23 protein-coding genes and 1 pseudogene are annotated in these 22184 nt (G+C 44.8%); 17 read left to right on the forward strand and 7 right to left on the reverse strand.

Annotated elements, in window-relative coordinates; genetic code table 11:
- Positions 1-98: 98 nt before the first annotated feature.
- Both L2755_RS17845 and sigZ read left to right on the forward strand, forming a co-directional pair.
- Positions 99-1406: an NAD(P)/FAD-dependent oxidoreductase gene (locus L2755_RS17845; RefSeq protein ID WP_248982032.1), complete on the forward strand. Its 1308-nt coding sequence runs from the start codon at positions 99-101 to the stop codon at positions 1404-1406.
- Between the two features lie 252 nt (positions 1407-1658).
- Positions 1659-2201, forward strand: coding sequence for an RNA polymerase sigma factor SigZ (gene sigZ / locus L2755_RS17850; protein WP_248982056.1), 543 nt, complete (start codon positions 1659-1661; stop codon positions 2199-2201).
- 338 nt (positions 2202-2539) lie between these two features.
- On the opposite strand, the gene L2755_RS17860 is transcribed toward sigZ, so the two are convergent.
- Positions 2540-3085, reverse strand: coding sequence for a carboxymuconolactone decarboxylase family protein (locus L2755_RS17860; protein WP_248982033.1), 546 nt, complete (start codon positions 3083-3085; stop codon positions 2540-2542).
- Between the two features lie 185 nt (positions 3086-3270).
- Between L2755_RS17860 and L2755_RS17865 the strand changes: the two genes are divergently transcribed.
- Positions 3271-3855 (forward strand): TetR/AcrR family transcriptional regulator, encoded by a 585-nt coding sequence (locus L2755_RS17865; RefSeq protein ID WP_248982034.1) that lies wholly within the window; start codon positions 3271-3273, stop codon positions 3853-3855.
- A 17-nt stretch (positions 3856-3872) separates the two neighbouring features.
- On the opposite strand, the gene L2755_RS17870 is transcribed toward L2755_RS17865, so the two are convergent.
- The gene (locus L2755_RS17870) at positions 3873-4391 is read right to left on the reverse strand and encodes a GNAT family N-acetyltransferase (protein ID WP_248982035.1); all 519 of its coding nucleotides are present in this window, start codon (positions 4389-4391) and stop codon (positions 3873-3875) included.
- A 166-nt stretch (positions 4392-4557) separates the two neighbouring features.
- Between L2755_RS17870 and L2755_RS17875 the strand changes: the two genes are divergently transcribed.
- Positions 4558-5577, forward strand: coding sequence for an AraC family transcriptional regulator (locus tag L2755_RS17875; RefSeq protein WP_248982036.1), 1020 nt, complete (start codon positions 4558-4560; stop codon positions 5575-5577).
- Positions 5578-5673: 96 nt separating this feature from the next.
- Positions 5674-7719, forward strand: a complete 2046-nt coding sequence (locus L2755_RS17880; protein ID WP_248982037.1) for an alkyl/aryl-sulfatase — start codon at positions 5674-5676, stop codon at positions 7717-7719.
- Between the two features lie 109 nt (positions 7720-7828).
- Here the strand turns inward: L2755_RS17880 and L2755_RS17885 are convergent, their stop codons facing one another.
- Positions 7829-8248, reverse strand: coding sequence for a hypothetical protein (locus L2755_RS17885; RefSeq protein WP_248982038.1), 420 nt, complete (start codon positions 8246-8248; stop codon positions 7829-7831).
- Positions 8249-8552: 304 nt separating this feature from the next.
- On the opposite strand from L2755_RS17885, the gene L2755_RS17890 reads away from it, so the two are divergent.
- The 3 genes and pseudogenes from L2755_RS17890 to L2755_RS17900 form a co-directional block, all read left to right on the forward strand.
- Positions 8553-9677 carry an RHS repeat domain-containing protein gene (locus L2755_RS17890; protein ID WP_248982039.1) on the forward strand — a complete coding sequence of 375 codons (1125 nt, stop codon included), beginning with the start codon at positions 8553-8555 and terminating at the stop codon, positions 9675-9677.
- A gap of 11 nt (positions 9678-9688) precedes the next feature.
- Positions 9689-10012, forward strand: coding sequence for a hypothetical protein (locus L2755_RS17895; protein ID WP_248982040.1), 324 nt, complete (start codon positions 9689-9691; stop codon positions 10010-10012).
- Between the two features lie 162 nt (positions 10013-10174).
- A pseudogene (locus L2755_RS17900) lies at positions 10175-10315 on the forward strand (nitrogen fixation protein NifB); the annotation flags it as partial.
- Positions 10316-10413: 98 nt separating this feature from the next.
- Here L2755_RS17900 and L2755_RS17905 read toward each other — a convergent pair.
- Positions 10414-11913 carry an aldehyde dehydrogenase gene (locus tag L2755_RS17905; RefSeq protein WP_248982041.1) on the reverse strand — a complete coding sequence of 500 codons (1500 nt, stop codon included), beginning with the start codon at positions 11911-11913 and terminating at the stop codon, positions 10414-10416.
- A 283-nt stretch (positions 11914-12196) separates the two neighbouring features.
- Between L2755_RS17905 and aptA the strand changes: the two genes are divergently transcribed.
- From aptA to L2755_RS17930, 5 genes are all read left to right on the forward strand, one after another.
- Positions 12197-13537, forward strand: coding sequence for an omega-aminotransferase AptA (gene aptA, locus L2755_RS17910; protein ID WP_248982042.1), 1341 nt, complete (start codon positions 12197-12199; stop codon positions 13535-13537).
- Between the two features lie 119 nt (positions 13538-13656).
- Positions 13657-15150 carry a CoA-acylating methylmalonate-semialdehyde dehydrogenase gene (locus tag L2755_RS17915; protein ID WP_248982043.1) on the forward strand — a complete coding sequence of 498 codons (1494 nt, stop codon included), beginning with the start codon at positions 13657-13659 and terminating at the stop codon, positions 15148-15150.
- Between the two features lie 66 nt (positions 15151-15216).
- Positions 15217-15588, forward strand: a complete 372-nt coding sequence (locus tag L2755_RS17920; RefSeq protein ID WP_248982044.1) for a cupin domain-containing protein — start codon at positions 15217-15219, stop codon at positions 15586-15588.
- Positions 15589-15711: 123 nt separating this feature from the next.
- Positions 15712-16434, forward strand: coding sequence for a TorF family putative porin (locus L2755_RS17925; protein WP_248982045.1), 723 nt, complete (start codon positions 15712-15714; stop codon positions 16432-16434).
- A gap of 388 nt (positions 16435-16822) precedes the next feature.
- Positions 16823-17167, forward strand: coding sequence for a DUF3634 family protein (locus tag L2755_RS17930; RefSeq protein ID WP_248982046.1), 345 nt, complete (start codon positions 16823-16825; stop codon positions 17165-17167).
- 67 nt (positions 17168-17234) lie between these two features.
- Here L2755_RS17930 and L2755_RS17935 read toward each other — a convergent pair whose 3' ends face one another.
- Positions 17235-17414: a hypothetical protein gene (locus L2755_RS17935; protein WP_248982047.1), complete on the reverse strand. Its 180-nt coding sequence runs from the start codon at positions 17412-17414 to the stop codon at positions 17235-17237.
- A 495-nt stretch (positions 17415-17909) separates the two neighbouring features.
- Between L2755_RS17935 and L2755_RS17940 the strand changes: the two genes are divergently transcribed.
- A complete protein-coding gene (locus L2755_RS17940; RefSeq protein WP_248982048.1) occupies positions 17910-18602 on the forward strand; it encodes a hypothetical protein in 693 nt (230 codons plus the stop codon).
- A 47-nt stretch (positions 18603-18649) separates the two neighbouring features.
- Complete coding sequence (locus tag L2755_RS17945; protein ID WP_248982049.1) at positions 18650-19594, forward strand: hypothetical protein; 945 nt, start codon at positions 18650-18652, stop codon at positions 19592-19594.
- A 124-nt stretch (positions 19595-19718) separates the two neighbouring features.
- Here L2755_RS17945 and L2755_RS17950 read toward each other — a convergent pair whose 3' ends face one another.
- Positions 19719-20639: a polyprenyl-phosphate transporter gene (locus L2755_RS17950; RefSeq protein WP_248982050.1), complete on the reverse strand. Its 921-nt coding sequence runs from the start codon at positions 20637-20639 to the stop codon at positions 19719-19721.
- A 165-nt stretch (positions 20640-20804) separates the two neighbouring features.
- Between L2755_RS17950 and L2755_RS17955 the strand changes: the two genes are divergently transcribed.
- On the forward strand, positions 20805-21311 hold the full coding sequence (locus L2755_RS17955; RefSeq protein ID WP_248982051.1) for a hotdog fold domain-containing protein: 507 nt from the start codon (positions 20805-20807) through the stop codon (positions 21309-21311).
- A gap of 122 nt (positions 21312-21433) precedes the next feature.
- Entirely contained in the window at positions 21434-21727 is a 294-nt protein-coding gene (locus tag L2755_RS17960; protein ID WP_248982052.1) for an ArsR/SmtB family transcription factor, read from the forward strand.
- Positions 21728-21745: 18 nt separating this feature from the next.
- Here the strand turns inward: L2755_RS17960 and L2755_RS17965 are convergent.
- Positions 21746-22184 (reverse strand): cupin domain-containing protein (locus L2755_RS17965; protein WP_248982053.1); only part of this gene is annotated, 439 nt, incomplete at its 5' end.

Raw genomic sequence — 22184 nt, forward strand, 5'->3', positions numbered from 1 at the left:
TTAAAAATAACGAACATCTGTAAATAATTTATTCATAATCATCTTGAGTTTACGGTCACAAGTCCAATTTACAATAAAAACACCAATGTGGAGTAAAGATGTCAACTAAAAGCCCGGTGCACAGCGAGCAATATCCCGCTTCATACTACTTTGCAACAGCAAAAGAGTTACACCAATCACCTCGATTAGAGGAGGTGTTAGATGTGGACGTATGTGTGGTGGGTGGCGGCTTTAGTGGCCTCAACACCGCGATAGAATTGGCTCAAAAAGGTTTCTCAGTTGCCTTGCTAGAAGCCAAAAGGATTGGCTGGGGTGCTTCAGGGCGTAACGGCGGGGAACTCATTAGAGGAATTGGTCATAATATAGAACAGTTTGAAAACATTATTGGCCGCGAAGGCGTTAATGCCATCGAGCAGATGGGGTTTGAAGCCGTTGATATCGTTAGGCAGCGGGTAAAAGAGCATAACATCGACTGCAACTTACAGATGGGTTATTGCGACTTAGCAATAAGGCCAAAGCATATGCAAGAGCTTGAAGAGGACTTAGAGCACCTCAATAAGCTTGGCTATGGTCACAATATGACCCTGCTCGACAGGTCTCAGGTTGGCGAAGTCGTCGGTTCCGACTTTTATCAAGGCGCATTGGTCGACATGGCAAGTGGCCATCTACATCCGCTTAACTTAGCCTTGGGCGAAGCCAAAGTCGCCCGCAGCTTAGGGGTGAAAATGTATGAATATAGCGCCGCTGAGAAAATAATTAAGGGTGATAAACCTAAAGTCATCACCGCAGATGGCGAAGTTAACTGCCGATACCTAGTCCTTGCTGGCAACGCCTATCTTGGTCACAAGCTTGAGAGTGATATCGGCGGAAAAGTACTGCCCGCAGGCACTTATATTCTAGCGACCGAGCCACTCACCCAAGAACAGTGTGACAGCATCATTCCCAAGAATATGGCGTTTGCCGATCTCAGAGTCGATCTTGACTACTACCACCTATCGGAAGATAACCGGTTACTGTTCGGAGGTTTGTGTACATATTCAGGTAAAGATCCTAAAGATATTGAAGCCGCATTACGCCCTAATCTTGAAAAGGTATTCCCGCAATTAACAGGCATTGCTATCGATTATGAATGGGGCGGCATGATCGGCATTGGCGCTAACCGACTACCACAAATCGGTCGATTGCCAGATGCTAAGAATATCTTCTATGCCCAGGCTTATGCCGGACACGGGGTTAATGCTACCCATATGGCAGCCAAACTGATTGCCGAAGCCATCAGCACCCAAGCTGAACGTTTTGATATTTTTGCCCAAATCCCTCATATGACATTCCCCGGTGGACCGCATCTTCGCTCGCCACTACTCGCCATGGGAATGCTTTACCATCGATTTAGAGATATCTTTTAGCATTATGAATTTGCTATTAAAAGCGGACATGGTCCGCTTTTATCTTTTGCGTATCTCATTGCACTCTCTAAAGACTCCGCCAATCACCCGCATAAATTTATTTAAGATAAACTTCGTCTTTTTCGGTACGAGTTCGTCATATACAAGTTCGTCATATTAGTAGCTAATCAGATTTATGCTTAAGCATAAGTCCAAATGACACAGTGCTATTATTGATCAAGTGCGTATACAAAGGTGTGAGAGTTGAAAGCGATGAATGTAGAAAAGATATGGTCTGAATATCAAGCGAGCCTCAAGGCCTTTTTGCACCGTAACGTGTCGGATCCTGACGACGTTGACGACCTATTGCAAGAGATCTTAATCAAGACCTACAATAACTTGAGCACTGTTCACGACAGCAAAAAAATCAAATCCTGGTTGTATCAAATCGCCAACAACAGCATCATTGATTTCTACCGTCAACGCGCTAAAGGCAGCGATCTAACCGAAAATGACCTTTGGTATAACAAGCCAGAAGAGGAGGTGCAACAGCAGTTATCCTCTTGTATCGTACCCTTTATTAGCCGTTTACCCAAAGACGATGCCGCGATGTTAACCGCCATTGAAATCGATGGGGTGTCTCAAAAAGAGTACGCCGCAATGCATGACATAAAATACTCGACGCTCAAGTCAAGAGTGCAAAAGAGCCGTAAACAGCTCCATAGTTTGTTTGATGAATGTTGCGAATTTTCCATCGATAAATATGGCAACGTTATAGACTACCAAGCGAGAAAAAATAGCTGTTCTAGCTGTTAGGCCAAAGTAGGATGACTTAGCAGCTATGCACTACATTGATTAAAAAGGAAAACAGTCTAAATCAATGATTCGTAGCCTAATACTTCTTCAGCATAAAGTAGCGCTTAGGGCTGCCAGGAAACCCCGCTACAACTCCGACAGCTTCAAAACCCAGCTTCTGATAGAACACCGGCGCTTGAAAAGCCAAGGCACAAAAAAGCCCAAGGATATCTCCTTAGGCTGATTGCTCGTAACGTAGCAAGCGACTAGAGGGATAGGCTAACAATCAACTATGAGTCACCTTTTACAGTTAATGGCGTCATCCTAAACACATCTACCAACAAAACGTCTTATAAGTGTTATTTCCAAGCGAACTGTTCAAACATCTTATCAACCGGTGTCTGCGCTATATGATTTACGTAGTTACTGATCACTTTTTGCGATAAACCCAAAATGATTTCAAGCACCTGTTGCTGGCCATAGCCTGCAGTATAAAACGCTGCTAATTCTGCCTGAGCCACATTACCGCGGTTACGCACCATGCTCAATGTTAGGTCCTGCAGTGCTTGTAGTTTTGGCGTTGGCATTGGTTCGCGGTTACGCAGCGCTTCAGTTAATGCTGGGTCTACCTTCATTGAATGTGCAATGCCAGTATGTGCTGGGACACAATAATGACACTCATGCTCAACGTTAATGGTTTGCCATACAACAGTGAGCTCTTGTGCATCAAAGGATGAACTGGCAAATTGCTGATGCAACTGCATATACGCCTCTAAGGTATTAGGTGACTCTGCCATTACCGCATACAAGCCAGGAATCGCTCCCATTTGCTTTGCTGCTCCCTCTAGAATCGGCTTGCTTTTTGCTGGCGCTGTTTCAACTGTATGTAATTTAAAGTTGCTCATAAGGAGATCCCTATTGTTAGTTTTGCTTCATTTGCAAATTCGCTAGCTACAGATTTATTGGGTCTGCGCCTCAGTGTGTAAATTGACGTGTAAATTAGTATGCAAATAATATAACTAGATTTGAACGATCGTTCAAGCTAAAATTGAACAATCGTTCAATGACATTTTTAATGTGAGTCAGTTTTATGAGAAAGAACGCTAAATTCGATCGGGAACAAGTTATTGATAAAGCAACAAATTTATATTGGGAGAAGGGCTTTCATGCCACCTCAATGCGTAATTTGCAGGATGTTATTGATATGCGCCCCGGCAGTATTTACGCCGCCTTTGGTAGTAAAGAGGGCTTATTTAAAGAGGCATTGACCCGTTATACCCAAGCAGGAATTGCTCAACTAGTGCTTTCTAGAGCCTCGGCTAACTCGCCTATTGCGGCATTAACAGCCTTTATGAAACTGATGATCATTGAAAATAGAGGCAGTGCACCAAGCGCCATGTGTATGCTGGCTAAAACAGTTGCCGAGCTAACAGATGAACACCTAGAGCTTTTAGAGACCGCAAAGCAGTCTTTAAAAACAATGGAGCATGAGTTCGAAAAGCTAATAATAGAAGCACAATCGATTGGCGAAGTCAGTAAAGACAAAGATGCTAAACAGCTAGCACGCCATATTCAGGTGCAGATATCAGGCTTACGCACCTACAGCAGAACATGCGATGACGATGCGCCGTTAAGCGAGATGATTGACGACATATTTGCCCACTATCCGTTCTAATCGCTCTTTTTATCCATTTAAGATCTGTCTTTTTTAACGTCGTAAGTCATGGTCTTTACTAAAATTTTGGAGCCCTCACGCAGTGGCTCAAGTGCTGCTTCAGCTTTGAAACCCATAGTTTGATATAGCTTCACCGCGGCAATATTTGTAGCTGTAACCTCAAGCGACACAAGCTCGACATCCATTAATACTGCCCAGTCGACTATTTTTTGCAGTAGTAATCTACCGATGCCATAACCACGTGCGCTTTTAGCAACCCACATCTGATACACATGGATGGTTCTATCATTTGGATTATGCCGCACACCAAAGGCCAAACCGGCAGCCACTGCATCTATTACTGCAACTAATGGCAATATGGATTTTGTTTGCGGCTCAGCATCAAGACGAACACGCCATTGGGCTTCATCAAAATTAATCTCTTTTTGGTAGGTCGAGCCGAACGCATCTGGCGAGTCTTGTAACGATGCCAGTCTTAACGCTTTATATTTGCGCCAATCTGGCGGCGTCAGCATCTGTATTTCTATATCTGCCACTGTAATCTAAACTCCCATTGACTATTGACTGCTGTTACACCAGCCTACATAACTGAACGATTAACAGCCATATCAATTGCCTATAATTTGGCGCTACAATGACCACAACATCAAGTAAGTCGTATCATGCAAGCCACATTCACTGAGCACTTTTGAGTAGGTATCTTTGACGACGCCAAAATACAGTACCATTGCCGCTTGGTCTTTAGCTATCGCCCGTGCACTCAGCGCGAATAATATTGACGCCAGCAGCGTATTTAGTGAGGTGGGATTGAGTCTGGCTCAATTAGAGGCAGAGCCCGACTCTCGAGTCGCTATTGATAAAATGACCCTGCTTTGGCAGGCGGCAGAGCGTGCATCTGGCTCATTGGCCTTTGGATTAACCGTCGGCCAATATGCTTACCCAATCAATTTTCGCTCCTTAGGGGCGCTGATGATGAGCTGCGACACCCTAGCGCAAGCCTTCGAAACCCTTCCCGATTATTCGGCGTTAGTCAGCAACTCTGCTGTCATTAGTTTGCAGCGCACGCCGCACCTGCTCGGCTTCACTATTATCCCGCTTAATGGAGTAGAGATCAGTGATTTAGCCATCGATGCCTTTTTTTCAAGCTTGATGCTGCACGGTAAACAGATGATTGGCCATAGCGACTTTGTGCGTAAAGTAGAGCTGATTAGGCCCGCACCAAAATCACAACAGCCTTGGAACGATTGCTTTGATTGCCCAGTCGTACTGGGCGCAGCTGATAACTGTATGTGGATGGATCGCACCATGCTTGAACAAACGGTGATCAGTAAAGATCCGTTATTAGCTCAGCACAATGAGAAAGCAGTAAGACAATATTTAGATAAGATGCAGGTACTAAATTGGCAGAAAAAAACCAGCCAAGGGATCCACGCATTATTGGTGAACGAAGAGCCCACTGCACTAAAAATTGCGCAAATGTACAATATCAGCGAGCGCAGTTTAAGCCGTTACCTGCAGTTTGAAGGTACTGGATTTAGGGCACTATTGAAGCTAAAGCGGCAAGAACTGGCGCACCATTACCTCGCTAATACTCAAATGCCAATCAGCACCTTATCAGATACGCTCGGTTATAGCTGCGTGAGTAATTTCAGTCGTTTTTTCCATACTTGGCAGGGGATCAGTCCATCAGATTACCGCCAGCGTTGCAGTCAGCCATTTTAGGACCGTAATATCATTGGCGGAAAATGATAACTAACTAGTTACCAACTTGTAATAACTTACTGGTAATTGTTAACAGCTAGCCAGTGAGTGCCACCGATGCCAACGAACACCTTAGCCACACTCCCCTATAAGCTCAGTGCGACTGGGCAACAGTTATTTATTGGCAGCCTTGCCGCGATATTGCTACTCGGTTGTCAACCAAGTCAGACTGGCAATCAAGCTACAGATGATTATGGCTTTACCCCAGCAAGTACTCACACTATCGACGCCAATAATGCCCTGTTAACCGAGCTGCCGTTTGCTGACAAACAAGACTTTAAAGATGCCCAACGTGGTTTTATTGCCAAGATGGCTGAGTTAATTGTTGTTGATAAACAAGGTAAAACAATCTGGGACAGAAGCAGCTATGACTTCATTGAGGGAGATGCACCCAATAGCGTTAACCCCAGCCTTTGGCGACAAGCAACACTGAATAATATCGATGGTTTGTTCGAAGTCACCACTGGGGTTTACCAACTGCGTGGATTTGATCTCGCCAATATGACGGTGATTGCCGGTAAAACCGGCTGGATAGTTGTCGATCCGCTTACCACAGCAGAGACAGCCAAAACAGCGTTTGAGTTTCTCAAGCAGCAGTTAGGAGAGCGGCCTATTAGCGCGATTTTATTTACCCATAGTCATATGGATCATTTTGGCGGCGCGTTGGGCTTGCTTGAAAATTTTTCGCTAGATAACAGTGCGCTGGATGACAGCTCGCTCGCTGATATAGACATCATTGCACCCGCTGGCTTTATGCATGAAGCCACCAGCGAGAATGTGATGGCAGGAACCGCCATGAGCCGCCGCGCCATGTATATGTATGGCAAGCAGTTACCACGCTCGCCACGAGGGCACATAGACTCTGGCTTAGGTAAGGAGCCCGCCTTTGGTCAGTTCGGGATCTTAAGCCCAACCACGGTGATAGCCCAAGATTCAACCCAGCTGATTGATGGAGTGCCGTTTGAGTTTCAGATTGTCTCAGGCTCAGAAGCCCCAGCGGAGTTTACCTTCTATTTGCCACAGCAGCAGGCTTACTGCGGCGCGGAATTAGTGTCTAAGAACATGCATAACCTCTATACCCTGCGCGGCGCCAAGGTGCGTGACGCACTCACCTGGAGCAGCGCAATCGATAGCGCGCTTAACGCCCAGCGCGATACTCAGGTTTACTTTGGCAGTCACCACTGGCCCATCTGGGGCCAAGATGCAATCAACAGCTTTCTGGAAAAGCAGCGTGATACCTATAAATACATCCACGACCAATCGGTGCGCATGCTCAATGCAGGTTTAACGCCAGCAGAGATCGCTGACGCGATCGAAATGCCACCAGAGCTGGCGAACACCTTTGCCAGTCGCGGTTATTACGGCACCGCTAAGCATAATGCTAAAGCAGTCTATCAAGCCTATTTAGGCTGGTATGACGCCAATCCGATTAACCTAGATCCATTGCCAGCAGTGGCTTCAGCGGCAAAATATGTCAAGTTGATGGGCGGCGCCGACAAAGTGATTGAGCAAGCCAAACTCGCGCTTGATGCAGGTGAATACCGCTGGGCGGCAGAGTTGATTAATCATCTTGTGGTTGCTGATGACGGCAATGAACGCGCCAAAGAGTTACTCGCAAGCAGCTATGATCAGCTCGGTTATCAAGCCGAGTCGGCCCCCTGGCGCGATGTTTACCTGAGCGCTGCCTATGAGCTACGCCACGGCAGCCCGGAAAAGGGCATCGATCTAGCGTCAATGAAACAAATTTTACTGCGATCGCCAATCGAGAACTTCCTGCAATCGATGGCATCGAGGGTGATTGGCCCAGAGGCGTTTGGCGAGGATTTTGAGCTTAATATCAACTTCACCGACCTTGATAAAAATTACGTGCTCACCCTTAAAAATGCCGTGTTACACCACAAACTGACCCCAAAGTCAGCCTCGGCTAACGCCACACTCAACATCAGTCACGAGCTATTTATCGACTTGATTATCGGCAGTGCAGGCGTGTCAGATCTGTTGTTCTCGGACGATTTGGAAATAGAGGGCAGCAAAATTGATTTAGCCAGTTTCTTCTCGAAACTGGATAAGCCTAAAGGGGTGTTTAATATCGTCACGCCATAGAGTTGCTGGTTGTTGCTTACACTTGTAAGCGGCTAGCTCATAGCTTGGATGCTATGGGTTAGCCACTTCATCATTCACTATGCCTGTCCATATTTATTCTAAGCATCTATTATTTTTGAGCGGCAATATTTTGCTTGATGCTTCCTTTTACGGGGCGGGCAAGAAATGTTCGGCTGACTAGGGAAAACGAAAAACGCTCACTGCTGTTCCAGGGGAGCAGTGAAACGAAGCGCGCCATGGCGCAGTAGCCAAAGAGTACTTGAGCCCAGGTGCCTATTGCCGGGATCCAATATATCCACCCAAGTCCCTCGACCTGCGCCAGTAACAGCAGTGACAGATACCAAAATCGAACCTGTATGGGAAATGCGGTAACACTTCGTTTCATAATGACAAAGTGAAGCAGATGAACCAATGTAAGGGCTATGGCAAGCACAAAACCTATGGGATCAGCGACAACTCCGTAGGTAAGCAGTGCAGCGGTTACCAGCCAATATCTCCAGCCGGTACTATTCAACTCAATCATAAACATCTGTTACGTCTCCCTTGAATTCCCTATTAAATAAGATTTTTCTTATGGATGCAGATGTTACATTAGTTTTATCTTTTGAATAGTGGGTTGTGTCACCGAATTCAAGATCTAAGTGCACCACACAGAAAAGCACGCCGAACAACGCGACTACAGCAATGGTAATAAGAGCTTGTCGTTAAATAGAAAGTTCAAGGCTAATTAAGGTTCGTCTTGGCCGTGGCATTACACTCTCCTGCTGAAACTCATCTATCAAGTTTAGTCGGAGGCTATAAAGTGTGGCATTAACTATGCCTGTCCATATTTATTGTCACGGGACTATACGAAGGAGAATGGCAGCTATAGCTATAAGGTACGTGCCTGTAATCAAAATGTTTGTTCGGCTTATTCAGCGACCAAAACAATTCAAATTGCAGTGCCGCCGCCACTTGCGGTACCCACACTGGAACTCGCCAGCACAGATGGTGACGGCAGTTATCAAGTTAGTTGGAGTGCGGTGACAAAAGCGACTCATTATCAAGTCAGCGGTGAATCCAAGGGGGCTTTGTATTCTGGTGATGGTTTATCGTTAAACCGCAATAAAAGCATTGGCTCATACAGCTATAAAGTCAGGGCCTGTGATAACAGCGTGTGCAGTGCTTACTCGGCAACTAAAACCATTCAGGTGACAGGGCATTCTACCTATAAAGTCACCTATCAACATACCGATATGCTCGGCACGCCGGTGATGGAGACTGACGCCGAAGGTAAGGTGGTCAGTCGCAGTGTGTATGAACCGTTTGGCAAACGCCTTGGCGGCGAAAAAGAAGGCATAGGTTACACTGGTCATCTGCAAGATACAGATCTTGGGCTGACGTATATGCAGGCACGATACTATGATCCACTTATAGGTCGTTTTTACTCGAATGATCCGGTTGGGTACACTCCTAAAAACCCAGTAATGTCATTCAATCGTTATTTGTATGTGAATAATAATCCTTATAAATATACAGATCCCAATGGCGAATTTTTGTTGCTTGGTGCGCTTATTGGAGGGATAGATGCTGCAATGCAAATAGGTGCATCAATGGTGAAAGGAGAAGGGTTTACTGAAGCTGTTGGTAATATTGACTTAGGAAGTGTTGCAACGTCTGCTGCATTAGGTGCCGTAGGTGGTTTTGGTGCTAAGTTAGTTCAAGGGGCGGTAAGTGGTACTGTCAAAGCAGGAAAAGCAGTAGTACAACTCTCCAGTAAAACTGAAAAAGCGATAGTTGGAGTTAAAGGCAGCACATATGTTGCTGCGGCTGGAGGAGCAAAAGCAGGTATGAACGATCAATCGATGGTCAAAGGAGGAGCTATTAAAGTTGCAGATGCTATCACGATAGTACCAATAGCCACGATTATAGACAACAAAGATAAGATTGTGGATGCTGTAAAAGAGAAGCTAAACTAAAGAGAATGAAAATGAATAAAAATAATCATAAAAACTTTATGAGAATGTGTCTATTGGACTTAACTGTAGTGGGCTTTGCATGTATTACAGCATTAAAAAACATACTATTTCTCATAATTTGTATCGCTATTCCATCTATATTTTTTGGAGTTGACCAAACCATATTGTTTAAAATAGTAATGCTAATCATGACAACCGTTTTAATTTCTTCCGTATACATTGTTTTATGTTTTTTAAAACAATGGTGGATTTTAAAAAACGATGAAGAAAAAAGTGATTTTTTAGACCTGCCCCCTAAAGAGAGAGGTATAAAAATAGGAGATAATCTCTACTAAAGGAGTAAATAGTGCCACCCATGGTTAATGGCACAAAGAACGACCTGCGACTAAGCTTGGCAAGAGCATTTAACAAGGAGGTTGTATGCCAAGACGACCCCTTATAAGCATTGAACTTTTTATTTAACGAGAAGCCCCTATTATCATTGCTGTAGCCGTGTAGTGAGGCGTGCTTTTTTGTGTGGTGATGATAAGTACACAGGTAAGAACTATGACCACCGTCAAGGCTGGGTAGAAACACAAATATTGAAGCTTACGGAGGTATTTGCCATTGATGTTGCAGCATACGCAGTGATGAGCAACCAACAATTGAAAAGCCAGCCATTATGATGGCTGGCTTTTGGTAAAGTGGCAAAACTATCTCAAAGCTATCGTAAACTTATGGCAAAGCTAATAACCATTTAATCCAGCGAAATCCAAGTGGCTTTAATTTCAGTGTATTTGTCAAAAGCATGCAGTGATTTATCACGGCCATTACCCGACTGTTTATAGCCACCGAAAGGTGCGGTCATATCGCCACCATCATAATGATTAATCCACACCATACCGCTACGCAGTGCTTTGGCTGTTTTGTGCGCCTTGCTGATATCCGCAGTCCAAACACCTGCGGCTAAGCCATAAATGCTGTCATTAGCGATCGCTACCGCTTGATCCATACCTTCAAAGGTGATCACCGATAACACCGGGCCAAAGATCTCCTCTCTAGCGATAGTCATCTTGTTATCAACGTCAGAGAAGATAGTCGGCTCAATATAGACACCACCAGAATCTTGCATCACTTGGCGTCCACCAAAGTTGAGCCTAGCCCCTTCATCTTTACCTGATTGAATGTAACCTAATACGTTATCAAGCTGCTGCTTATCAACCACGGCGCCAGAGGTGGTGTTAGGATCCAGTGGATGACCTGGCTGCCAGCTTTGTAACTCTTCTGCTATCAGTCCGATAAGCTCATCTTTGACCCCCGCTTCAACTAACAAACGAGAACCCGCGGTGCACACTTCGCCTTGGTTAAAGGCAATAGCACAGGCAGCTGCTTGGGCTGCTTTCTTAAGGTCAGGCGTGTCGTTAAAGACAATATTAGGGCTCTTGCCGCCCGCTTCTAGCCAAACACGCTTCATGTTTGATTCGCCAGCGTAGACCATTAACTGCTTGGCAATCTTGGTTGAACCGGTAAACACCAAGGTATCGACATCCATATGCAGTGCCAGTGCCTTACCCACAGTGTGGCCAAAACCAGGCAATACGTTAAGCACGCCCTTGGGAATGCCCGCTTCAATAGCCAATTGCGCCATACGAATTGCGGTTAGAGGCGATTTTTCTGATGGCTTTAATACCACACTGTTACCGGTTGCTAATGCCGGCCCAAGTTTCCAACACGCCATTAATAGCGGGAAGTTCCATGGCACAATAGCGGCAACCACACCGACAGCTTCACGAGTGATCATGCCAATCTCGTTATGGGCCGTGGGGGCTATTTCATCGTAAATCTTATCTATCGCTTCACCAGACCAGCGAATAGCGCGAGCCGCACCGGCAACATCGACAGCGCGGGAGTATTGAATAGGTTTTCCCATATCCAAGGTTTCAAGCAGCGCCAACTCATCAACATTCTCTTCCAGCAGATCAGCGAAGCGGATCATTATCTGCTTACGCTTTACTGGAGCAAGATGCGCCCACACACCACTTTCAAATGTTTCTCTGGCATTACTAACGGCAATATTGGCGTCAGCCTCGTCACAGCTTGCCACTTTAGCGAGTACCTTGCCGTCGATAGGGCTGATGCAATCAAAGGTGGCTTTAGATTGTGATTCAACATATTCGCCAGCAATAAAGGCTGCGCCATTAATAGACATTGTATCTGCGAGTGCTTGCCACTGGCTGCGACTTTCTGGTGTGCTCATGATGACCTCTTAACGCTGTATTTAATTATTAGAATCGTTTTAAATGCGCTCTTTTTGCCAATAAATAGCAATTGAGCGCAATAAGGTGTTGAGCAAGATTACGCTTATCTGCCCCTAAATTTCAATATATTTTACAAAAAGTTCATTTTTGCTATAAATAAATGCACAAAAAGCTTTCATGTTCAATATTTCTGACATAGCATAGCAAATATCAACCGCTCGATTAAAAAAGAAACACTTACTAAAAAAACAACAATAATTAAACTGAATCAAGGTAGATGATATGGCAGATCCTCAGACGCCCCACCACAGCGAAACACCGTCTTTATCAAATTACTGGATGCCTTTTACGGCCAATAGACAATTTAAGTCTAATCCTAGAATGTTGGCTCATGCCGAAGGTATGTACTATAGAGACACCGCTGGTCGCCCCATATTAGATGGTACTGCAGGATTATGGTGCTGCAATGCCGGTCATGGACGCAAAGAGATCTCAGAAGCTGTTTCTAAACAGATCCACGAGATGGACTTCGCCCCCTCTTTTCAGATGGGTCACCCACTTGCCTTTGAACTCGCTGAACGCCTAGCGCAGATAAGCCCCGAAGGTCTAAACAAAGTTTTCTTTACTAACTCAGGTTCTGAGTCTGTCGATAGTGCACTTAAAATCGCACTCACCTATCACCGTGCCAATGGCCAAGCGACCAGAACGCGCTTTATCGGCCGTGAGCTCGGCTACCATGGCGTCGGCTTTGGTGGTATTTCAGTGGGCGGTATTGGTAATAACCGTAAGACGTTTAGCCAACAGCTACTACAAGGTGTTGATCACCTTCCCCATACATTAGATATGCAACAGAACGCGTTTTGTCGCGGCATGCCTAAAACCGGTGCAGAAAAGGCCGAAGCACTTGAGCAGCTTGTTGCCCTGCATGGCGCAGAAAATATCGCGGCGGTGATCGTTGAACCTATGTCGGGCTCTGCTGGCGTTATCTTGCCACCAGAAGGCTATCTGCAAAAGCTACGAGAAATCACTAAAAAATATGGCATCTTATTGATTTTCGATGAAGTGATAACTGGCTTTGGTCGTGTGGGCGATGCATTTGCCAGCCAACGTTGGGGGGTGACCCCCGATATGATCACCACCGCTAAGGCACTCAATAATGGTGCCATCCCTATGGGTGCAGTGCTGGTTGACGACAATATTTACGACACCTGTATGCAGGGGCCTGAAAATGCCATTGAACTGTTTCATGGTTACACCTATTCCGGTCACCCTGTCGCGGCAGCAGCAGCCATAGCCACCCTTAATATCTACCAAAATGAAAAACTATTTGAGCGTAGCCGCGAACTTGAAGGCTACTTTGAAGATGCGGTGCATAGCTTAAAAGGTTTACCGAATGTTATCGATATTCGTAACACAGGTTTGGTTGGCGGCATTCAATTTTCTCCCAGTGACAAAGGGGCTGGCAAGCGAGGCTTTGCAATATTTGAGCAATGTTTTGCCAGTGGCACATTAGTGCGCGCAACGGGTGACATTATTGCCATTTCTCCGCCTTTAATTATCGATAAACAGCAGATCGATACCATCATTAACACCTTATCGGATGCGATTACCGCTGTTGGTTAATCCCTCTGGCTATTACATTTTGTCAGTTAAGTTTAAGCGGCAGATGTCATAGGCAGATCCATTGATACCCATTAACACCATTGGCTCCCAGCAGGGAATTAACATTAGGATTTTGCGTTATGCACACGATTAACCATTACATTAATGGCGGCCACACTTCGCCTAGCCAACGTACACAAGCGATATTCGAACCCGCTACAGGTGAGCAACGCGCAGCCGTTTCTCTTGCCAGTGCTGCTGATGTTGTTGGCGCCATTGAAATAGCCAAAAAGGCGCATGAGTCTTGGTCTAAAGTCACGCCGCTGAACCGTGCGCGGGTACTTTTTAAGTTCAAGGCGTTAGTCGAAGCCAATATGGATGAGATGGCGGAGCTTATTACTCGAGAGCACGGCAAAGTACTTGATGATGCTAAAGGTGAGATTATTCGTGGCCTTGAAGTGGTTGAGTTTGCCTGTGGTATTCCACACCTACTCAAAGGCGAGCACACCGAACAAGTCGGCGGCGGCGTCGATGCCTGGACCCTTAACCAATCTCTTGGCGTTGTGGCGGGCATTGCACCGTTTAACTTCCCAGTGATGGTGCCAATGTGGATGTTCCCCATCGCGATTGCCTGCGGTAACAGCTTTATCATGAAGCCATCAGAGAAAGATCCAAGTTCAGTGATGCGTTTGGCAGAACTGCTGACTGAAGCTGGCTTACCCGATGGCGTATTTAACGTTGTTAACGGTGACAAAGAAGCGGTAGATACGCTACTCACTCACAAAGATGTCCATGCGGTGAGCTTTGTCGGTTCAACCCCGATAGCGGAATATATTTACGCAACGGCATCGGCACAGGGCAAACGCGTCCAAGCATTGGGCGGCGCTAAAAACCATATGGTGTTGATGCCAGATGCTGATTTAGATCAAGCTGTTGGCGCGCTAATGGGCGCTGCATATGGCAGTGCCGGTGAGCGTTGCATGGCGATATCTGTGGTTCTCGCTGTAGGTGATTCTGGTGATGCTTTAGTTGAAAAGCTACTGCCGCAAATCAAGTCGCTAAAAGTCGGTAATGGCGTGACCCCAGAGATGGACATGGGGCCACTTATCTCGGCGCAGCATTTAGAAAAAGTCACTCATTATGTTGAAACCGGCGTCAACGAAGGCGCCAAATTACTTGCCGATGGTCGCCAATTAACGGTTGCCGAACATGAACAAGGTTACTTCTTAGGTGGTTGTTTGTTTGACCATGTAACGCCTGAGATGACGATCTACAAAGAGGAGATTTTTGGGCCTGTACTTGCCATTGTGCGCGTTAAAGATTACGCCGAAGCACTACAACTCATCAACGATCATGAATTCGGTAACGGCACCGCCATCTTTACCCAAAGCGGAGAAGCTGCGCGCCATTTTTGTCACCATGTACAAGTGGGTATGGTTGGCGTCAATGTGCCGATCCCAGTGCCGATGGCATTCCATAGTTTTGGCGGCTGGAAACGTTCACTATTTGGTCCTTTACACATGCATGGGCCAGATGGAGTGCGCTTTTACACCAAACGCAAAGCAATCACCGCCCGCTGGCCTCAGGCAAGTAAGCAATCGAAAGCTGAGTTTGTAATGCCAACAATGAAATAGCCGCTAGATGCGCAGTTAACACTGCGCATTTTGCCGTTTAAATATAAAGATGAAATGGATAGCACAATGACAATAGGAATCGATTCAATCATTGATTTTGCAGCAATCAATACCGCTGTCGAGCGCTACAAACTCGATGCTAACAAAGTACTTCAAGGTGATCCCAAGCAGCAGTTACAAAATCACTATTCAAGCGATTGTAACCAATTCCACACCGGTGTTTGGCAAGGTGATGTTGGCTGTTGGAAGGTCGATTATAGCGAACATGAATATTGCGAAATTCTAGCGGGAGCCAGTGTTATCACTGATAACGAGGGTAACCAAACCACGGTTAAAACCGGTGATAGATTTGTCATTCCGGCAGGTTTTACAGGTACCTGGGAGGTACTTGAGAACTGCCGCAAAGTATACGTGATTTTTGAGTCCAAGCAGCAGTAACGGAATTTAAAATCATTATTTAGCCATGAGGTCGTAGCGAACGCTGCTGTTTGGCAAACCGAAAGATGCTTAAAACATAAAAACACAGCATCTAAGTCAACATAGTAAAATGGAGATACTACCGTGTATAAAAAATTCAATAAAAAACGGATTGCCCTAGTTGTCGGTCTTACCTTATCAACAGCGCTAACTGCACCTCTCGCTCAAGCTGAAGTGTCAGGCGAAATCAGTGTTACCAACGATTACCGTTTTCGCGGTGTATCACAAACAGCCGGTGACTTTGCCGTACAAGGCGGTGTCGATTTCAGCATGGAAAGCGGCTTCTTTTTAGGCGCATGGGCAAGTAACGTAGATGATGACAGCTACGATGCAGATGTAGAGGTTGATATCTATGCGGGCTATGGTGGCGCATTTGGCGAAGATGAAGCAGTAGAATACGATGTTACTTTGACTTATTACACCTACCCAGGACAAGATGAAAGCAGTCAGTATTTAGAGGCCTCGGTTGGTCTATATTTTGCTGATTTTCATCTAGCACAGTGGTACACCAACGACTACGCAAATGCAGACGTGTCACTTCACTACACCGAGCTAAACTACTCTTATGAAATTGCTGAAAACTGGAGCATTGATGCCCACGTAGGCTATAGCTATGGCGACGGTGCTGACTATGATTGGGGCGAAGACTATGCTGATTACTCCATTGGCATCTCGACAGAGTTAGGTGGCGTCGGCTTGTCTCTAGCATGGTTAGACACTAACTTGAGTAGCGACAATATTATCGACTCTTCAGAACCTTGGAGAAATGACGGTACTGTTCTAGCATCGGCAAGTTACGCTTTCTAAGCCGTTTATTGCAAACCTGGTTTCCCGCCACAAAAAAACCGCCCTTCGGCGGTTTTTTTGTGGGACAGCAAGTCAACTGCAATTGACGTTTTCGCGCTTAACTCGCGAGGTCACCTAAGAACCTCAGCTATCCTAGCTTTAGCATTAAAATAACTTCGCCATCGGCGATCTGTCGACCTACCTTTGTGCGTTCGAAAGCTCATATTGTCACCCTTTACTGAAAATAGAGATCCACACATACCTTGGCCGCTCTAGAATATATGCTGTTGATTGAAAATTACAAATCTTGGCAAACTGTGCTCTAGTCACTTTAAAAACAACGCTAGCCAGAGTATCTTAGGGTTAGGGCTCACGGTTTAACAATCGAAATAAAGCAAAAGGAATAAATATGACGCCAACGCTACTTAAAATCGCAGCTATTGCTCTCGGTATTTTTCTAGCCTACAAATTAATTTTCAGCGGTAAGAAGGGATTGACTGTATTTGAGATGCACTTTAAAGAGGGCCGACTTAACTCACACAAAGGCAAGATCCCCGAAAAATTTGAAAAAGAGTGTCGCGCTATCGCCAAATCTAACAAGCTCACCTGTACCGTTAGAGCAGAAAAGCTCGGTGGGGTTAGGCTGCATATATCGGCGAATGTCAGCGATGACATCACTCAAAGGATCAGAAATATGTTCCCGTTTGAGTATTACGACAAAAAGCAGGTCGATAATAGCCGCAAAACCTCTTAACCTGCAGCTAAGTGGCCTAGAGAGCGTAAATATTATTTACGCTCGGTTTTTTTGCTTTACTTGCCAGTTATTTTTCTTCAGCTTTTTTGATCTTTTCGACATTAATGATCGGCGTATTATCCTTTATCATTGGCGCCTGTCTTGAGCCCATAATATCCTCATCTGAACTCGCTGATACAGAATAACGGGCGCTTGAACCACATGCAGACAAGGCAACAAGCACCGATAAAACAGCTAAAATTTTCATTGATAAATCCTTTTAAATAAACTGAGTTAATGTACAAGGGATTAACGCCAACTTCAGTTGAACACGTCAAATATTATCCTATATTAGTTAGCAGCCTACAGTAAATGCTAATTTTTCGAGTAAATGTATCGCTCCAGCAGCAAAGGCAACTCTGGTCTAACCGGTCTATTTCACTCAAAAAACTTACATTAATCGCTCTTCATCTTTGCATTAGCTACTGAATCCGCCATCGATTGTATTTAAAACCTCAGTATCAATAGCCCGAGTTAAATTTAATTATATTTAAACTCCCAAAATGATGATTAATACCAATGATTACTCGAAAGTTAGTGAGTAGTAAGACGATTAACAATCGCCTTAGCTGAATATGCTGCATCTCTCACTGAACTATCACCAACAAGCAACACAACCGAGCAACATTCACTTTACAATCAACATAATAAGAAACTATCATAACGCACAAAATAACATCAACTTGATAGTTAAAGGATTGACATGAAACATAGAACTATTCTCACCGTATTAGCATTCGCATCGATATTTCTCGGTGGTTGCGCTGCAAAAATACAACCTCCAGTTCCATTAGACGCTAATGCACTTAAAAGTGCAGAGGCCAAAGTTGGCGTTATTACCTCTAATATCCCAGTACCCGAAACCACCATTAGCGGAGCTGATTGTTTACTCTGTTATGCAGTAGCGGCTGCTGCAAACTCCTCTTTAGATAAACACCTAAAGACTATCCCAGTTGACGATATTAAAAATTTAAAGCTAGAACTGACTCAAATATTGGCGGATAAAGGAGTCAATGCAGTTGCTCTTGAAGGTTATATTGATGTAAGTAAATTAAAGAAGAAAAAGTCTAAAGAGCTTAATGTCGCACTAAAAGATTACTCAAGTTATAAAGACAAGGGCATTAATTATTTACTCGTTATCGATGTTGCTCAGGTGGGCGCTTATCGAAGCTACTCTTCTTATGTTCCGACGATGGATCCTGTAGCAACGTTTTCAGGTACTGCCTATATTGTCGATTTAGAGACTAATAAATACGTTTTATATAAACCTTTTAATAACCGCAAAGCTTCTGACCTTCAATGGGATGAGCCGCCTTTGTTTCCCGGCTTAACAAATTCACTTTACGAAGTCATCGCGACAGGTAAAGATGCGATCAAGTCGAATATTACACTCTAGAAACAATAAGGGAGGTTCGCCTCCCTCAGCCTAAGAAGTCACTCCCTATGTTTAGAATTGTATTCATCTGCTTACTCTCACTCATTCTATGTGCCTGCAGCACGCATCAGCCAAAGGGCTATGTAAAGCATGTAGATAACCGAACGACTTTAAAAGAAAACAGTAAACTTTACGTTAAAGTGCCTGAAGGTACGGCGTTAATCATCGGCAAAGCAGCGCCTAATTCTGGCAATGTCGACCACCCAGATATGATTTATCCAGCAGTAACACCTGTTGATTTTTTTGCTGCCATTATCACTCATGCAGCAATAACCGAGTCGGTTAAAAATGATAAGAAAAATAGGGCACAAACTTTAGCAGATACAGTCACGATACCTTATCGCCCTTTTGTTAAGGACATCGCCAATCAAGCACTAGTATCGCAACTAAAAGACATCGCTCTTTCACGGGGTTTTCAGCTTGCACGCTACAGTGAGAGCCTATCAGAATCTGATGTTGTACTCGATATTACGCCTATCTATTTACTCAATCAAAAACAAGATACCCTCACCTTAAGAACACAATTTCTGGTCTATCAGAAAAAAGAGCTACATGTGACAGCAAAGAAACGGAAGGTCTTATACCAGAATCAAATCGAAGTGTTATCTTCAAAAATCAAGGCTGAATCACCTCAAGAATATTGGTTAGCAAATGATGGGGAGAGACTCATAACTACCATGCGCAGTTTACTGTCGAAAACACTCAAGTTAGGTGCTATACAAGTCAGTTCTATTCAAACTGATGACAGCATAATGACTAAACAAAATATTCGTTATGATGATGGTGATACAACGGCTTTCGAACGAGCGAGTATCATCAGCGATGATTGCGAGCGTGTTATTATACATACCTTAAGAGGCTGGCTTAAATCAATTCCGACCGAACGGCTTATTGACAAACATACCTGTCAAAAAGGCCAAGAAGCCAGTGCAGCTAAACCTGTCCTTAATTAATATTAACGAGCTACAGAATATTGCTTAGTACGCAACTTCAGTTGATCGGTCTGTGGATCATAATGACTTTTGCATGTCATTACACAAACCGATCTCCTCAATTCAACCCAGCACAATGCTATATTTATGCGTGATTACGTTGTGCAAACTTCTCTAAACCCCATACCACGAGTATACCGGCTAACATGGCAACAACAGCGTAAGCTAGCAACGAAGGCTGCCCCGTCAGCTGTTCATACTGCAGCGGTGATAGGATACGTTCATCCAGCGGCACCATCTCTCCTTTAGAGTTCTCTCTAAAACTGAGCACCTCTTTCCAGGGCCATATTTTGCCTAACGTACCGAGCATTAATCCGGTTAAAAAGACCAAGGTTGCGTCGTGATACTTACGCAATAGCAGAGACAACACGTGGCTAAAGCTCAATAGCCCGGTTGCAGCTCCTGCCGCAAACGTTGCCATAATCGCAATATCAAAACCTTTAACCGCCCCCATAACCGAGGTGTATAAACCGAGTAAAAGCAAGATAAAACTACCGGAGATACCGGGTAAAATCATCGCAGTAATCGCGATGCAGCCGCCTAAAAATACATTGAGATAGGTCATTTCCAGCGCGATTGGATTCAACATGGTGATCCCCCACGCGATAACTACGCCAATCACAAACAGCGCTAAGCGGCCTAAAGTGAAACCCTTTACCTGTTTCAGCATATGCACCACTGAAATCACAATTAAACCAAAGAAGAATGACCACACCGGAATTGGGTGAGCATGCAATAAGTAGGTGATTAGCTTTGCCAAGGTGAGAATGCTGGTTAAGATCCCCCCAAACACACACACTAAGAAAGGGCCATTGATATGCATAAAGGCCGCTTTAATCCCTTGCTCTTTGATTACACTAAACAAAGAGGGTCTAATCTTTTTAATACTGTCGAGCAGTTGGTCCAAAATACCTGTAATAAAGGCGATAGTGCCGCCTGAAACGCCTGGTACAACATCAGCTGCACCCATTGCCATCCCTTTAAGGTAGGTCTGTAAATAATTCACTTTATTCCTTAATCGACTCTGTAGAGTTTTCTGCCAAAATTATACTTCTCATTCCTATGTAAAAGGAAACGAAGTTTATCTTTCCTCTGAAATGAGTAGACCCTAGCAATTGATGTTAATTCAATGTTAACCTCATCCGACCAGTAATAGCTTACAAGGAAGAAGATGAGCACTATAACCGCTAATAACAAGCCCACAAATACCAAGCCAACCAAAGTGATGTCACTGTTTAAACGCGTGACCCGCCTGCCCTTTGGCAACAAAATATTCTCACTGATGGTGTGCCGAATGGCGCCTTACTTCGGTACAGTAAAACCTTTTATTAGTGAATTAAAAGTGAATAAATGCGTTTGCCTGATAAAAAAACGCAAAGCGGTTCACAATCATATTAAAACGGTGCATGTTATCGCGATCTGTAACGGCCTCGAGATGGCCATGGGCACCATGGCCGAAGCCTCAATTCCCAATCATTTGCGCTGGATCCCTAAGGGGATGAGCGTTGATTACACGGCTAAAGCGGGGAGTGATATCACCTGTGTGGCCGAAGTGACTCCTGAGCAATGGGTAGTGGGTGATATGTTGGTCGCTGTCACTGCTTACGACACTGACGGTATCGCGGTGGTGCAAGGCACCATTAAACTGTGGATCTCCGAGAAACCGGCGAGAAAATAAGCCCAATATTAGTCGACCAATGAAATAACGCTTCATTGGTCTATCATACCCTGCTATTATTTCGATAATTACCGAAACATAGCATTTCAAAAAGTGTCTTTGTTAACAACTGAGTTGAGTTTATGGATATCGATGTCGCAGCCAAAGCACTAAAAGAACTTGGACACCCAACGAGGCTGACGCTGTTTCGCTGCCTTGTAAAAGCAGGACATGCTGGCCTGCCAGTCGGGCAACTTCAAGAGACTTTGCAGATCCCCAATTCAACCCTGTCTCACCATCTTGCAAGCTTAATGTCTGCAGGACTTGTGAAGCAACAAAGAGAGGGAAGAGTATTGCATTGTATCCCTCAATTTGACTGCTTAGATGGCCTAATTGCATTTCTGCAAGAAGAGTGCTGCAGCGACGAGACGTGTTAACCGCGCAATAGGTAAAGGCTACTCCGCAAGGTAGAGATGCCCCGTCTTTACAAAGATAATGGTTTCCCGTTCCACAAAAGGAAAATGTTCACTCATATGCGGGCTTCGCAGCCAAGTGTATTGTGGGTAAGCGCCATGTTCATCGTTAAACTCACCGCTAATAACAAAAATCTCTTCACCACCAAAATGACGATGCGCTTGAAAATGCTCTCCTGCGGGCCATTTAACTAACGCCACATGTTCATGCTCAAATTCGTGCAGCGGCATAACTTCTAAGCCACCTATCCCTTGGCGCCAGCTATTAGTGTGAGTGCTCACTCGTACAACCTTTAGATCATGCTTATCAAACGTGAGCGTCCGACGAACTACGCCTTGCTTAGATTGACGTGCCAGGGTAAGAGCCTGCTGAGATCGCAGTGAGGTGAAGATAGCTGCTCTAAGCAGTGTTCGATGTAAT

Origin of the sequence: Shewanella abyssi, assembly GCF_023284025.1 — a bacterium.
GTDB classification, from domain to species: Bacteria; Pseudomonadota; Gammaproteobacteria; order Enterobacterales; family Shewanellaceae; genus Shewanella; species Shewanella abyssi.

Excerpts from the sequence above, each read along its gene's own strand:
- L2755_RS17955 (WP_248982051.1), top strand. The coding sequence starts at position 20,805 with ATGAGCACTATAACCGCTAATAACAAGCCCACAAATACCAAGCCAACC.
- L2755_RS17930 (WP_248982046.1), top strand. The coding sequence starts at position 16,823 with ATGACGCCAACGCTACTTAAAATCGCAGCTATTGCTCTCGGTATTTTT.
- L2755_RS17860 (WP_248982033.1), bottom strand. The coding sequence starts at position 3,085 with ATGAGCAACTTTAAATTACATACAGTTGAAACAGCGCCAGCAAAAAGC.
- L2755_RS17945 (WP_248982049.1), top strand. The coding sequence starts at position 18,650 with ATGTTTAGAATTGTATTCATCTGCTTACTCTCACTCATTCTATGTGCC.
- L2755_RS17895 (WP_248982040.1), top strand. The coding sequence starts at position 9,689 with ATGAATAAAAATAATCATAAAAACTTTATGAGAATGTGTCTATTGGAC.
- L2755_RS17865 (WP_248982034.1), top strand. The coding sequence starts at position 3,271 with ATGAGAAAGAACGCTAAATTCGATCGGGAACAAGTTATTGATAAAGCA.
- L2755_RS17915 (WP_248982043.1), top strand. The coding sequence starts at position 13,657 with ATGCACACGATTAACCATTACATTAATGGCGGCCACACTTCGCCTAGC.
- L2755_RS17960 (WP_248982052.1), top strand. The coding sequence starts at position 21,434 with ATGGATATCGATGTCGCAGCCAAAGCACTAAAAGAACTTGGACACCCA.
- L2755_RS17845 (WP_248982032.1), top strand. The coding sequence starts at position 99 with ATGTCAACTAAAAGCCCGGTGCACAGCGAGCAATATCCCGCTTCATAC.
- sigZ (WP_248982056.1), top strand. The coding sequence starts at position 1,659 with ATGAATGTAGAAAAGATATGGTCTGAATATCAAGCGAGCCTCAAGGCC.
- L2755_RS17920 (WP_248982044.1), top strand. The coding sequence starts at position 15,217 with ATGACAATAGGAATCGATTCAATCATTGATTTTGCAGCAATCAATACC.
- L2755_RS17880 (WP_248982037.1), top strand. The coding sequence starts at position 5,674 with ATGCCAACGAACACCTTAGCCACACTCCCCTATAAGCTCAGTGCGACT.
- L2755_RS17885 (WP_248982038.1), bottom strand. The coding sequence starts at position 8,248 with ATGTTTATGATTGAGTTGAATAGTACCGGCTGGAGATATTGGCTGGTA.
- aptA (WP_248982042.1), top strand. The coding sequence starts at position 12,197 with ATGGCAGATCCTCAGACGCCCCACCACAGCGAAACACCGTCTTTATCA.
- L2755_RS17905 (WP_248982041.1), bottom strand. The coding sequence starts at position 11,913 with ATGAGCACACCAGAAAGTCGCAGCCAGTGGCAAGCACTCGCAGATACA.
- L2755_RS17935 (WP_248982047.1), bottom strand. The coding sequence starts at position 17,414 with ATGAAAATTTTAGCTGTTTTATCGGTGCTTGTTGCCTTGTCTGCATGT.
- L2755_RS17940 (WP_248982048.1), top strand. The coding sequence starts at position 17,910 with ATGAAACATAGAACTATTCTCACCGTATTAGCATTCGCATCGATATTT.